11 protein-coding genes are annotated in these 15,141 nt (G+C 31.6%); 8 read left to right on the top strand and 3 right to left on the bottom strand.

Translation table 11 applies throughout. The features are described from left to right. Positions 1-45: 45 nt before the first annotated feature. The 8 genes from WPG_RS17400 (at position 46) to WPG_RS08555 (ending at position 10,953) form a co-directional block, all read left to right on the top strand. Positions 46-2,031, top strand: coding sequence for an LruC domain-containing protein (locus WPG_RS17400; RefSeq protein WP_052471198.1), 1,986 nt, complete (start codon positions 46-48; stop codon positions 2,029-2,031). Positions 2,032-2,630: 599 nt separating this feature from the next. After that, on the top strand, positions 2,631-3,821 hold the full coding sequence (locus WPG_RS08520) for a glycosyltransferase family 2 protein (RefSeq protein WP_045471299.1): 1,191 nt from the start codon (positions 2,631-2,633) through the stop codon (positions 3,819-3,821). 34 nt (positions 3,822-3,855) lie between these two features. Continuing rightward, entirely contained in the window at positions 3,856-4,311 is a 456-nt protein-coding gene (locus tag WPG_RS08525) for a hypothetical protein (protein ID WP_045471301.1), read from the top strand. A gap of 188 nt (positions 4,312-4,499) precedes the next feature. Beyond that, the gene (locus tag WPG_RS17405; protein WP_052471199.1) at positions 4,500-6,494 is read left to right on the top strand and encodes an LruC domain-containing protein; all 1,995 of its coding nucleotides are present in this window, start codon (positions 4,500-4,502) and stop codon (positions 6,492-6,494) included. Positions 6,495-6,757: 263 nt separating this feature from the next. Continuing rightward, positions 6,758-8,383 carry an LruC domain-containing protein gene (locus tag WPG_RS08540; protein ID WP_045471303.1) on the top strand — a complete coding sequence of 542 codons (1,626 nt, stop codon included), beginning with the start codon at positions 6,758-6,760 and terminating at the stop codon, positions 8,381-8,383. A gap of 303 nt (positions 8,384-8,686) precedes the next feature. After that, complete coding sequence (locus WPG_RS08545; protein ID WP_045471305.1) at positions 8,687-9,655, top strand: type I phosphomannose isomerase catalytic subunit; 969 nt, start codon at positions 8,687-8,689, stop codon at positions 9,653-9,655. A 74-nt stretch (positions 9,656-9,729) separates the two neighbouring features. After that, positions 9,730-10,305, top strand: a complete 576-nt coding sequence (locus tag WPG_RS08550; RefSeq protein WP_045475367.1) for a PhnA domain-containing protein — start codon at positions 9,730-9,732, stop codon at positions 10,303-10,305. A gap of 336 nt (positions 10,306-10,641) precedes the next feature. Further along, on the top strand, positions 10,642-10,953 hold the full coding sequence (locus tag WPG_RS08555) for a hypothetical protein (RefSeq protein WP_045471306.1): 312 nt from the start codon (positions 10,642-10,644) through the stop codon (positions 10,951-10,953). 119 nt (positions 10,954-11,072) lie between these two features. Here the strand turns inward: WPG_RS08555 and WPG_RS08560 are convergent, their stop codons facing one another. The 3 genes from WPG_RS08560 to WPG_RS08570 all read right to left on the bottom strand — a co-directional run bounded on the left by WPG_RS08560 (position 11,073) and on the right by WPG_RS08570 (position 15,107). Further along, complete coding sequence (locus tag WPG_RS08560) at positions 11,073-11,543, bottom strand: YybH family protein (RefSeq protein WP_045471307.1); 471 nt, start codon at positions 11,541-11,543, stop codon at positions 11,073-11,075. A 42-nt stretch (positions 11,544-11,585) separates the two neighbouring features. Further along, positions 11,586-12,686, bottom strand: coding sequence for a DUF4407 domain-containing protein (locus WPG_RS08565; protein ID WP_045471308.1), 1,101 nt, complete (start codon positions 12,684-12,686; stop codon positions 11,586-11,588). A gap of 114 nt (positions 12,687-12,800) precedes the next feature. Then, complete coding sequence (locus WPG_RS08570) at positions 12,801-15,107, bottom strand: hypothetical protein (protein ID WP_144374444.1); 2,307 nt, start codon at positions 15,105-15,107, stop codon at positions 12,801-12,803. Positions 15,108-15,141 lie beyond the last annotated feature (34 nt).

The raw sequence follows: 15,141 nt of genomic DNA on the forward strand, positions 1-15,141 counted from the left end.
AAAAAATTTCTCCTTTATTTTGAGAATGTAGAAAAATAATAGCTCATGGGTAGAAAAATAAACATCCGAATTTTTATAGTATTACTATTGTTTAATAGCTCATGTGCTAAACCTGATTTTAATGATGGATCATCAGAGAATACAGATATTGAATCAATAAATATTCCTGACGGTTTTGACTACAGTACATACCGAAAAGTAGATATTAAGATTCATGACAACTCACCGTATTCTAAATATAATGTGTATGCTTACACAGAAGGCTTACATTCTGTAGGATATGAAACTTTTGAAAATCAGGCTGGGGAGATTGTAACTGAGGAGATATTTAAAAACGATGTTCTTAATAAACTGATTTTTTCGGGAGTTCCAAAAAATGGAATATTAGAGCATTCAGTAAATATTCCAAATTTTTATGATCAATTATATATCCGAAGAAAGGATAATTTAAAGTATTCAGCATCTGTTGAGTTAATTACAAGTGATCAAGTTGAACATTATTATAGTGAGGCCTCAAATAACAATTATGGGCGAGATAACGTTGAAGATTATTTGTATTGTGTTAACGGATCAGCTGAACATTTCCAGGTAAATCCATTAGATGGATCGTTAACTTATCTTTCCGATATGCCTATGGGCAGTTATACGGCTGCTATAGACCAAGAAAATGGACTAATGTATTCAATAGGTAAGAGTAGCCCGCATCCTTTAATGAAATACGATATTGCAAGTAATTCGTGGCAAATTATTGCAAATCTTGGAATCGGTGGGCCTAGATTAGATTTTAACGTTAATGATAGGTTGTTATATTTTTCAAAAAATGATAAATTATATACGTTTGATCCTATTGATGGCACAAATTTAAATATTTGGAACATTAATGGATTACATAACACCCATGGCGGAGATTTAGCATTTGCCGCAGATGGGACATTATTTTTATGCTCATTTTCTGGTTTATATAGACTGGAATTAAATGAGAATAATGAATATGATAGTGTTCGGATTAGTGGGGATAATTTACCTTTTCAGCCCACTTCTATGACATTTGATTCTAATCAAGATTTATGGTTGGCTAATAATGCTTCGAGTTCGGATTTAATTATAATGGATACAGTTACAGGTGGCTGGGAATATGTATATGGCATAAATTCAAACAATGGTACAGATTTTGGAAGAACAATTAATGATTTAAGCACTTTTAGGATTTTTTCAAATGATCCTGATGAAATCGATACTGATGGGGATGGTGTTGTAGATAACGATGATGCCTATCCTAATGATCCAGAAGTGGCTTATGAAGTTTTTACTCCTAGTAAATATGGTACGGGTAGTATTGTTTTTGAAGATTTATGGCCGTCTAGCGGTGATTATGATTTTAATGATATGGCTTTAAATTATAAAGCGATTGCATTATTGAACTCGGATAATTTAGTGGTAAGAGTGGATTTTTTATGCAATGTTAAATCTAATTCTGCTGGTTTTACAAATGGTATGGGTATAGAGATAGAAGGATTGGTGCCATCTGATATTGAAAGTGTTTCTGGCACTTCTTTTAGTGAAAACTATATAAGTTTAAATGCGAATGGTACAGAAAGTGCTCAAGATAATGCGGTCATAATTTTTACAGATAATTCCGATAATTTAATTACAGAGAGAACTATTACAATTAATTTTGTAAATCCTGTAAGTACTGCCATACTAGGCGAGGCCCCATTTAAACCATTTTTAATTGCAAATAAAGTTAGAGAGCACGAAATTCACCTTCCTTATAATGCAACAACTAAGCTTGGTCAAAATTTAGTAGAAACTAGTGGAATGCACGTAGATCCTGATGGTAATTATATATCCGACACAGGTTATCCTTGGGCATTAAGTATAATCCATGATTTTAAAGTTCCTAAGGAATCAGTAAGAATTTATGATGCTTATAACTATTTTAGTGATTGGGCTATTTCTGGTGGTAATAATTATAAGGATTGGTATAAAGATAATCCAGGTCATAGAAATGACAATTTGTTGGTCAACTAGAGTATTTAAATTTAAACCAAGGTGATAATATATAAGTTTAGAATTTTAAATTATAAAAAAGAAGCCTTTTAATTTTTAATAAATTTCAATTGGTAGGTATTCAACCTTTTTTCAGTAAAAGCAATAATTCTAAACTAATTTATTAAAGAGAAATTAGAGGTGATTTGAAAGTTACTCAACGATTGATAAGAAATACTCAATCTAGAGTGATTTTTTCATTTAAAAGAGATTTTAACCTTAACCGACTTTCGATTCTATTTATCAAAATTATAATTAATAATAAAGACAGTTTTTATTATAGTCTTTTCTTTTCGCTTTTCATAAAATGTTTTGTTGTTGAATGATAGTTCTATGTTTTTAGAACTTCACTTAAAAGAGTTTTAACCAGATCTATCTATGTACTGTCTTAGAGAAAATTTTATTAAAGTATAATAATTTTAGGTATAAAAATGTCTGTAGGTAAGGTGTTAAACCTTATCAAGACGTTAATTGACCATCTATCGAAACTAAAAGGTAATTCATCTATATTGAATGTAGGATGAAAGAATTATCTTAAAATACATGAATTGTGTGGCTAATTTTACTTGAGAAATATTACTATGGAAACTTTAAAAATATTGTTTTGGATACTATTAATTATAATTTTATATACCTACATAGGATATGGAATTCTACTATGGATTATGGTAAAAATTAAACGACTAATTTTTATTAAGAATAATACCAAGATAATTTTAAATCCATTACCAGAAGTTACTCTTTTGATTCCTGCCTACAATGAAAGAGATTATGTCAACCAAAAAATGGAAAATACAATGAGTCTTAATTATCCAAAAGATAAATTGAAAATAGTTTGGGTGACAGATGGTTCAAGCGATGGGACAAATTCAATGTTAGGGGGTTATGATAATGTTCAGCTTTTTCATCGCAATGAAAGAAAAGGTAAAATCAATGCTATAAATAGAGTCATGCCCCATGTAAAAACACCAATAGTGGTTTTTAGTGACGCGAATACAAACTTAGGGTTAGATTCTATTATACATATTGTAAATGGTTTTAATAACGATAAAGTAGGGTGTGTCTCTGGAGAGAAACGAATCGTTAACAAAGCTAGTGATTCAGCAGCAGGAGCTGGTGAAGGCTTGTATTGGAAGTACGAATCAAGACTAAAAAAATGGGATGCGGAATTGTATTCAGCTGTGGGAGCGGCAGGAGAGTTATTTGCTATTAGAACGGAATTATATAAGGAAGTTGAACCTGATACTATTTTAGACGACTTTATTATTTCCCTGAGGATAGCTCGACAAGGATATATGATACAATATAATCCTGAAGCATATGCTGTAGAAAATGCCTCAGCTAACGTGAAAGAGGAGTTAAAGCGAAAAATTAGAATTTCGGCAGGAGGTATTCAATCGGTCATTAGATTAAAATCTTTGCTAAATGTTTTTAAGTATGGCTTATTATCATTTCAGTATATCTCTCATCGAGTTTTGCGTTGGACAATAACACCTTTATGTCTATTGCTGATAATTCCTGTTTCTTTTGTATTGGCTTCCATGGAAGGGTTAAGCAACTATTCATTTTACAATATCGTTTTTTGGTTACAGATTACTTTTTATGTCTCTGCTCTTTTGGGTTGGTTTCTTGAAAATAATTCCACACGAATAAAGCTATTATTTGTACCATACTACTTTTTTATAATGAATTTAGCAGTGATATTAGGCTTTTTTAGACATATAGGTAATAATCAATCGGTTAATTGGGAACGCTCCAAAAGAGCGACTTAAATTAGAATTATTTACTAATTAAATAGTAGAAATAATGAATGTAGGATTAATTGTAGTAATTAGGACTCTTAAGAACGAGGCACATAAATTGTCTTTAACATCATCCATAAATAATATGAATGATGTTAAGGTGTGCTTGGTATGCAACAGTAATGATGCAAAAGTCTATGAAACCCTTACTGAAATTGCAGATCAGTGCAGTAATACCAATGTTGTTAATGCAAAAATGAAAAAAACGAGTTCAGCTTCAATTAGAGCAGGTGCAAGATTTTTACAGAATGAATTTAGTTTGAAGCATATTGGATATATATCAGAGATAGACCATTTAGAAGTATTAAGTGTATTAGAAAAATTCATAGAATATCAAGAGACAATTATAGCTTTAAATAAAAGAGAGAAAAATAATAAAAATGTAAAGCCAACATTTTACCAAAGTCTATTTTCTATTTCAGAATATTTAGAGAAAATAATAGCTAATTTGATTGTTTAGAGTCATTCTTAGAGTTTTTTATTGTTGTCTAAGATTCCAATATGCTCTACCTTACTATTTATCGATAGTAAAGTGTCATCTGTCCTATATATAAGCCATGGTAAAGAAAAATTCATAACTCATCAATAGAACCCTATAAATTTACATGCGAAATGATGGTTCTTAAAAGGATTAATACATTATAGATTATGAAAGAATTGATAAAAATTGGAGGCTCAATTGCTCTTCTGCTCTTATTTACTTGTACTCAACCAGAAATAGCTAATGATTTGCCTGAAGATGAAAATTTAGGTAGTTGGATAGACATTCCTTCTGGTTTCGATTACAGTACGCACGAGAGTGTAAACATAAAAATAAATGATAATTCTAATGCTGTTTATGAAGTCTTTGTAACTTCAAATGACCCTAATTTTTTAGGATCGAAAACCTTCATAGATGAGTCGGGTAATACTGTAACTGATGATGTCTACAGAGAGGATATAATCAACAAGCAAGTACTTAAAGGAATACCTAAAAACGGTATTTTAGAACAATTAGTGACTTTACCAAAATATTGCGAAAAAGTTTATATCAGAAGAAATAATAGATTGAACTTTTCTGGCGAATTTGTTAATGTTGTGAACGGCGAAGTCAATTATACATTTCAAAATTCAGCTGGTAGAAATACTACACAATTAGAAAGAAATGGGGTTAATGATTATTTGTATTGTGTAAATGGTCAAGGCGAGTTGTTTCAAATTGATCCCCTTAATGGTGATTTAACTATGATATCAGAGATGCCTATGGGAAGCTGGACAGCCGCCATTGATCAAGAAAGTTTAATGCTATACTCTATCGGAAGATCAAGTCCATATCCTTTGATGAGATACTCAATTGAAAATGATGAATGGTCTACAGTAGCCAACTTAGGTATGGGAGGCCCTAGGTTAGCTTATAATTCAAATGACAATTTATTATATTTCTCAGATAACAATGGAGTTTTGTTCACAATAAACCCTATATCTGGTGCGATATTAAATTCATGGCAGATTATAGGATTACACAATACTACTGGCGGAGATATTGATTTTGCAGAAGATGGGACTATTTACGTTTGTACATTTTCAGGGCTTTACAGTATTGAATTGAATCAGAATAATGATTATATAGCAACTAGAATTAGTGCAGATAATTTACCATTTCAACCTACATCCATGACCATTGATTCTAACCAAGAATTATGGTTAGCTAATAACGGATCAAATTCAAGTTTGATTATTATGGATACCACAACTGGAGGATGGCAATATCAATATGGAATAGGTGCTGGGAATAATACTAATTTTAATAGAACCATAAATGATTTAACCACACTTCGTGTTTATTCTGATAGTGTAGATACAACAGATACAGATGGAGATGGTATAATCGATTCGGAAGATTCCTATCCTGATGATTCAGAAAAAGCATTTGAAGTCTTTACGCCTAGTAAATACGGGAAAGGAACTATTGCTTTTGAAGACTTGTGGCCGACATATGGTGACTATGATTTTAATGATCTTGCATTTAGCTACAGAGCTATTGTTATTTTAAATTCAGATAATGAAGTTGTTCAAGTTGATCTCATTTGTCGTGTAAAAGCTAATGGTGCTGGCTACGATAATGGTTTTGGGATAGAGATAGATGGTTTATTGCCAGATCAAGTTGAAAGTGTCACAGGTACAACATATAGCTCGGATTACATAACACTTAATGCAAATGGAACTGAAGCTAATCAGGACAAAGCTGTAATTATACTAACAGATAATGCAGACAACTTTTTAAATGAAAGAACTGTTTCGATAACGTTGACAGCACCTGTAAGTACATCAGAATTAGGAGTAGCTCCATTTAATCCATTCATAATTATTAATCAAGAACGTCACAAAGAGGTCCATCTTCCTAATAGAGATAGAACCAATTTGGGAACAAATGTGAGTATTTCTGAAGGAATTAATTCTGACATTGATGGGAACTTTATTTCCGATAATGGAATGCCTTGGGGTATTAGCATTATTCACGATTTTAAGGTGCCAAAGGAAAATACAAGGATTGACAATGCGTATAATTTTTTTGTAGCTTGGGCTACTTCCGGCGGTGCCACACACAATGACTGGTATAAAGATAATCCAGGGTTTAGAAATGAGAATTTATTAGACAATTAAGAACAATATTAACCTATAAAAAATATGATTTATGGCCTTGCGAATTAAAGAAAAAAAGGTGTAATCATTGTAGAGGGTTTCCTTAAAACTAAGGCTGCATTGGCATTCAAAAACCATATAGATTTACTTTTGAAAAATTGCAGTGATGTAATTGTAAATTTAGAGAAAGTCTCAGAAATAGATGAAACATACAGAAATGGTATAATGAACAAATTGGTTTTTTCAGGTGTACCATTAAATGGCATACTAAGCCAGACAATTAATTGCCAAAATTTTGTGATAAAGTTTACATTAGAAGAAATGAAAATTTAAACTTTACTTCATCAATAGAGAATATCTATAATCAAAAAGTAAATTACAACTTTTTATCAGCAGATTTAATAACAAATGGAACATCACCAAATGACTATTTATTTTGTGTCAATGGTTCCGGTGAATTATTTGAAGTAGATTCTTTAGATGGCTTGCTTACGTATCTCTCTGATATGCCCATGGGCAGCTTTACTTGCGCTATTGATCAAGAAAATAAAGTTCTTTATTCAATAGGTAAAAGTAGTCCTTATCCATTGATGAAATATTCTATAGAGTTTAATACATGGGAAACAATTGCTGAACTTGGAATAGGTGAGCCAAGACTAGATTATAATGATGAAGATGGATTGTTATATTTTTCAAAAAATGATAGATTGTATACATTTAATCCTAATAATGGATCAAATTTAGATCAGTGGGTAATAAATGGCCTTCACAATGTTAGTGGAGGTGATTTAGCATTTGCTGAAGATGGAACATTGTTTTTATGCACCTTTTCTGGTCTTTACAGGTTAGAATTGGATGAAAATGATGAATACCAAAGCACAAGAATAAGTGCAGATAATTTACCATTTCAACCTACTTCAATGACTTTTGATTCTAATCAAGAGTTATGGTTGGCTAACAATTCAAGTAGTTCGGATTTAATCATTATGGATACTGTAACGGTAGGGTGGCAATATAGGTACGGAATAAATGCAAATAATAATTCAGATTATGGTAGAACGATTAATGATTTAACAACATTTAGAGTTTATTCAGAAAACCCAGAAACTATAGATACTGATAATGATGGTATTCCAGATCAAGATGATTCTTACCCAGAAGACCCAGATAAAGCATTTGAAGTATTTACACCAAGTAAATATGTTACAGGAACTATCGCTTTTGAAGATTTATGGCCTTCTGATGGGGATTATGATTTTAATGATATGGCATTAAACTATCAAGCTATTGCAGTTTTGAATTCAGAAAATTTGGCAGTTCAGATTGATTTTATTGCCAGAGTGAAGTCTGATGATGCAGGTTACACCAATGGCGTGGGCATAGAAATGGAGGGAATTAGCCCTTCTCAGATACAAAGTGTCATAGATCCTATATATACTGAAAATTTTATAAATTTAAATACAAATGGTACAGAAGTAAACCAAGATAATGCCGTCATTATTTTAACTGATAACGCAGGAAACTTAACAAACGAAACTTTTATATCGGTAAAGTTTGTAAAGCCAATTACAACCACAGAATTGGGGGTTGCCCCATTTAATCCATTCATTATTGTAAATAAAGAGAGAGAGAAAGAAATACATTTACCTTATTATAATACTACAAGTCTGGGCAATAGATTTTTTGATGTAGAAGGCGTGAATAATGACCACAGTGGTAATTACATTTCGAATAGTGGATTTCCATGGGGTATCAGTATAATTCACGATTTTAAAGTGCCTAAGCCATCTGTTGCTATAAATGAGGCCTATAATTTCTTTAATAACTGGGCGGAATCTGGTGGTACAGATTTAAAAGATTGGTATAAAGGTAATCCGGGAAATAGAAACCCAAGTTTGTTAAAAGACTAATGAAGGTATCTGATTAGACTAGAAGGATATTATACTTTGAATTAATATAAGAACAATAAATCTCAAATTTTTAAAAACACCATTTAAACGAGTATATGTGGTGAGTTCAGTTTGATTTTTTACGACTGCAACTTTAAAAAATGATTCATTAAGACAAAGTTCACATATCTATTGTTTGATAAAAAATTAAATACTCTTTTTTAGTTTAATTAGTTTTTGGGTCATAATCACATTATTTAATTGAAATAAGTACTATTTTTATTGAATTAAATTGCGTAATTATCAAGGTACTAAATTATTTAAATGGAAGCGTATCCAATAAAATTCAAACCAATATTAAAGGAAAAAATATGGGGAGGCGAAAAACTTTCCCAAATCCTAAATAAGGATTCAGATTCGAAAAATGTAGGTGAAAGTTGGGAGATATCTGGTGTACAAGAAAATATCTCCATAGCATCAAATGGGGTATATAAAGGACAGTCATTAAATGAACTTTTAACAACCTTTAAAAGTGATTTTTTAGGTAGAAAGAATCTTCAAAGATTTGGCGAAAACTTTCCACTATTAATTAAATTCTTAGATGCTAAGACACATCTGTCGGTTCAAGTACATCCTGATGATAAAATGGCTAGTGAAAAACACAATTCTTTCGGGAAAACCGAAATGTGGTACATTATGAATAGCGATGATGATGCAGAGATTGTACTTGGTTTAAAAAATAGTGATATCGATAAAAACCAGTTAGGTCATGTTAATGCAACAAATGTTGATTCTATTTTTAACACCATTAAAGTGAGGCAAGGTGATAGCTATTTTATACCTGCTGGTAAAATACATGCTATAGGTGCAGGTGTTTTAGCTGCAGAGATACAACAAACAAGCGATATAACCTATCGAGTTTATGATTGGGACAGAAAAGACGATAGTGGTCAAGGTAGAGAGCTACATATAGCTTCAGCCATAGAAGCAACTAAAGTATTTGAGTCTAGCGGTAAAAGTGATTATAAGTTAGAGAAAAATAAAACAAGTAATCTTGTAGATTGCGATTTCTTTACAACTAATATTTTTGAGGTAAATGGTGAACAGACAAGAGATTATAGTAGGTTAGATTCCTTTATAATTTTAATGTGTGTTGAAGGAAGCACAGAAGTTAGCATGAATAATAAAATGGAAAGCCTTAAAATGGGTGAGACTATTTTACTTCCAGCAACATCAGATAAAGTGACCTTTAACTCAGAAACAGGAAAATTACTAGAAGTTTATATTGATTAAACAAGGTTTTAAACTTTTCACTTTTATATCATTGCCAGATGCCATTAGTTATATTTGTGGATATAAAAGAATCTATGAGCCTAGAGCGTATACTTAAGCAAAGAAGTAACACTACTTGCGAATTATGTGGTGATACAGATAAGTTATCAGTTTATAATGTTCCTGATATTAAAGAGCGTGCAGATAAAACAGCCCTTTATGCCTGTAATATTTGTATTGAGCAAATGACTGACTCTGATCAAATAGATGCTAATCATTGGCGATGCCTTAATGATAGTATGTGGAGTGAGCATGAAGCTGTAAAGATTATGGCATGGAGAATGCTAAATAGAATTCAAGCAGACTGGACACAAGATTTATTAGGTATGATATATCTAGAAGATAATGTTTTAGAACTAGCTAAGGCATCTGGTGATGGGGAAGACCAAACTGATAAGTTAATTCACCGAGATGTTAATGGTGTAGTTTTAAATCATGGTGATTCTGTAGTTTTAATAAAGGATTTAAAAATAAAAGGTTCTAGTATGGTAGCTAAGCAAGGTGTCGCTGTTAGAAATATTAGACTAGACCGTGATAATGCAGAGTATATTGAAGGTAAAGTTGGGCCAACGCTAACAGTAATCATTACTAAGTATGTAAAGAAAATATAATTTCTCCACTTAGATAAGGCAAACTTGAAAACTGCAATAAATATAGAGTTCAATGCCTTAAAGCCTTAAAATTTTAGATATTTATACGAATTCTAGAAAGTTAAAAACGAATTAGTTTTTAGCCAATTTACTATTTTTTAATCCTATAAAAAGTGTGTTGTTTATCGAAAAAATAAACAGACTCTTCCGAATAATCTAGTCAAAATCACCATTTATCGATTTTATAATGTAACACTCGTAGATATGTGAGATATTGTGGTCATCCCTCTAAATAATAGTACACAAAATACTGGTGGATAGCCCCGAATTAGTATCAACGCTTAAACATTATTTATTATGGATTTAGAAATTACAAACTACAACAATCGTTTTCAGATTAAAGGATCTTTAAACAAATTAAACTTAAAAACTTTTAACGCCCACTTTGCTAACATTTTTGATAAGTTAGATGATATTCATATCAATATAGAAAGTGTAGAGAGTATAGATAGAGCAGGTGTGATGGCTTTAGCTAGATTACACAACGAGTCTATTAATAAATCAAAGAAATTATCTATCATAGGATGTGGATGCAAAGAACTTTATCAGCACTTTAAAGCTGAAGAGCCACAAGTTGCTGTTCCAGCAAACGCTATTGTAGTGGCTTAATCCATTTTTTGTAGTTTAAATCCCTCTTAATATATATTACATTAAGTGTTTCCGACTAGTATTCTTCTTGACCGTTGAGTACTCTTGGAAACACTTTTTTTATTCAATTGAGCTAGTTCTTAACAAGACATATCTGCCACAATTTTCCATTCTCCATTAATTTTTTTGAAGATAATAATAAAGACTCCATCTGCATCTCCAACTTCTCTTTTTAGATGATATTCTCCCATGACCCAATAATTGTCTCCTTCAATTTTAGAAATATCATTAATTACAAAATTAAGTGTACCACTTTCTGCTTTTGTAGGATAGCCTTTTTTGTAGTTGGCTAAAGTGTTTTTCCAACCTTTAGTAAGACCATTACTTCCATAGAATTTTAGAGAATCACTTTTCCAATAGCCTTGCATAAACCCTTCTAAATCATGATTGTCCCATGCAATTTCTTGGGCTTCCATGACTAATCGAATTCCAGCTTCTGCATCAGTACGGCTTGTTGTAGTTTGGTTGCTTTGCTCTGTTGTAACATCAGCTCTTACACTAATGCAGCTTACAAATAATAGTGCAATTACTGCGGTATAGATAAATTTCATAAGGTTGACTTTTAATTTCAACCTAAAAGTAATAACTAATTTTTAAAGCACACCTTTCTGTTTCTTTAAAAAAGCATCGGCTTGGTGTTGCATCAATTCACGAGCTTTTTTGCGCTTGTAGTTCATCACTTCTTCTTCATCAGCAATTTCATTATAAACTTTGTTATTAATGTCATTATCAGTTTTCACCAAAAGTTGACGTTCTGTAACCTGTTGCGTTGTCCAAGCTTTAATAGCAGTTTCCTGGTCTTCTAGCTTAAAATCAAATTCACCTTTAGGTGATAAGAGTTTTGCAAAGATTGGTGAGGTTTCAATAGCTAAGAATAATAGAAATATAAAAAATGATGGTAACCAAGGTAATTTACCTAAAGCGTTAACACGTGCCATTAAACCATCAAAATTATCAATTACTGGTTGTGACTGAGCAACGTTTGCGGTATAATCCCCTTGCAAAGTTGAAATCTGAGTTTCTATGGCTAAAATTTTAGCTTTATTATCAGTCTTTAATTGTTGTAGTTCTGCTAAACCAGCATCATGTTTTTCGCGTTTTTCTTTATAAACAGGTCCTTTGCCTAATAGCTTAGTGCCAGCTGTACCTTCGGCTTCAGAAATGTAGATGTCATATAAGGCATTTACTTCGGTCTCTTTGGTATCAATTTCTGCCTGCAATCCTAAAATCTGACTTTCTAATTCGGCAATTTGTGGGTCAAATCGTTGAGCAATTTGATTTTGATTCGCTAAGGCTAAATCATTCTTTTGCTCTAATAGAACCTGATTGATTTCTTTTTCAAAAATTTTGAGCTCTAAAGGTTTAGAGATTACAATAGCTATGATTACGGCTAGAAAAATTCGAGGAGTGGCCTGCAGAATCTCATCGATTACATTATCTCTTTTTTTGATTGTTGAAACTATATAACGGTCTAAATTAAAAATAAGTAAACCCCAAATTAGCCCAAAGAATACAGATGAATACAGGCTATCAAAAACCGTGTAAAGTGCATAACTAGAAGCTATAGTCGCCATTATAGCCGTAAAAAAAACGGTAGCTCCAATACCAGCATATTTGTTTTGTTCACCTATAGAACAGTCATTTAAAATATCGGTGTCTGCTCCCGAACACAGGATGAAGAATTGCTTAAGCATAAGGTTTGATTTTTGATTGATTGTCTATTAGAACGCTAAAGTTGTCTATTTGTTACATTTTTAGATTAAAAAAGCCTCATTAATGAGGCTTTTTTAATAAACTTAAATACTTATTTAAATAGTATTAATTTTTACAATAGGCGGATTTACTGAGGAAATGACTTCAGCTTTAGGGTTTCTTTTTATAAAACGTTTTGCCTTACTTAAATTAATCTCTTCACTATTTAAATAGAATTTTGCTCCAATACTACTAATCACATTAAAATGATCAATTCTATTATTGGATGTTAGTATGGGAATTGTATTTTCTATATTATTAGAAATCAAAACTATATAACCACTATGAGGTCTATTATATGGATAAAGTCTCATTTTTGAATTATTTTTAATCAAAGAGATTGCTTTATCTAATGTTAGATGAGTATTATAAAATGGTACTTTGGCGGGTTGTGCATCAACTTGAGTTAAGATAGCCCCTTTATTATTAGCCTTTATTAGAAAATCTATCATAACTTGTTGGTTACCTGCATTCGGGCCACCTTTTTCTTTTTTAGAATCTTTACCTTTTACTCCAACATGTATCGGTTTATTAGACATATAAACTAGAGGCTCTTTTGTATCTGTCTTTTGTGCATTGATATGTGTATTAGGATTCTTTTTTAATATGTCAATAGCTTTATCAGATGATATAGGCTTTAACTTATAAAAGAATTTAGCATTCGCTTTTGCCATTCTAATTACAAAATCTAAAGTAGATTCTGGTGCTGGTGGTGCTGGTGGAGGTGGAGGTAAAATATCACCTTTCTTATTTGTGATGAAACCATCTTTATTATAGTACGTTTTTTTGCCTTTGTAAACTGTATAGTAATGAGAATCAACGTTTTCTAACATCTCACAACCAGATTTTACACTTTTTGGTGTTTCTTTTATGATTTCATTTAAGGTTTTCTTTTTACCATTTTTATATTGAGCAGCTTTTGTTGGCGGAGGTGGGGGTGGTATTTTATTTATATCCACTTTATTACCTTGGCGATCGTAATACGTTGTTTCTCCATCTTTTGTTTTAAAGAAATACTCTTTTCCTGCAATCTTAGTTTTGCCCTCCTTATCTACAGGGATCTCAACAATTTCAACAACTTCTCCATTTATATTTGCTTTGGTTACACTTTCTGGGTTTTTGTCTCTGTATTTTTTAATTAGTTCCTTCTTATGCTTAATTTCTTGCTCTTCAATTACTTCTGGTCTTGGAGGTGCAGGTGGAGGTGGTACTTTTGAAAAATCGGGATACGATTCTGCATTCTTTTTTTGATCTTCAGACATTATGCCATATAAGTATTCTATTCTTTTTACATCCTTGACTTTTATGATTGGAAACTCGCTTTCAAGATCAGAATTACAGTGCTTAGCCAATTTATTATATTCTGCAATTTGCTTTTTTGTAGCACCTTGTTGTTCGCTAGCTTTTGCCTCTAGACCTAGAAAAGGATATTCAACAGCTTTTGTCTTCTGTTGCTGTGACATTCTATTATATATATCAGTAAATTTGATAAATTTTTGTTCGTCAATAGGTGGATACCAAGTAGCATCACTTGAAAGTTTTTTACTCTTGCCATGTATCTTTTTAGCCCAAGCATTATATGTTGCAACTTCTTTATGTGTTGGTAGTTTTTGCTGATGCGATATATGACTATTAATTGCAAATGGAGTATTACCTTTTACTCTATTTATGACCTGATTTGGAGTTACAATACGATAAAATCCATAGTCTTGAAGCGCATTATAAATAAACCAAGTTTCTTTGTTAGAAATCTCTTTGGATGAACTCACATGGATATTCATAATATTATTTCTAATCTCTGGTGTAATATCTTGGTGTAGTTGATTAAATACATTATTAAATGTTCGTTTAGTTGCTTTAATGCCATCTATAATATAAGAGCCATCATTTAAAATTTTTAAATCAATACTTCTAGCATAATTTTTATTTTTCTCAGGGCTAGATAACTTAACAACATATTTACCATCAGCGTCTTTTTGGGTTAACATCTCCGTGCTTTTGCCTTTATTATTAGTGGCAATAGATTTTGCTTTTTTAGCAGATATTTTTTCATTATCTAAATAGAAAGAAGCTCCTTGTTGTTCCATCTCTATAATGTATTCTAAAAACGATGGATTGTAATAATTCTGTGCTTCAGGACCGCCTTTAGATTTTTTTATTGGTGGTGGAGGTGGTGGAGGTGGTGGAGGTAAAGTTGCTTTTTCTTCTTTAGTTAAGTCTTTATATTCCTTATAGTACGTTTTGCCATTTAGTGTGATTTTCGCATAAGGTTTAATAGGTGCGATAGGTCGTTTTACTTTTGCTTTATTTACTCTAGATAGTCTAAAATACATGCCCCCAAGATCTGAGAATAAAGCATCCATTTCATTTTGTTCTTGCTCTGATTTTTTGATGTAG

It is taken from the genome of Winogradskyella sp. PG-2 (assembly GCF_000828715.1).
Classification (GTDB): domain Bacteria; phylum Bacteroidota; class Bacteroidia; order Flavobacteriales; family Flavobacteriaceae; genus Winogradskyella.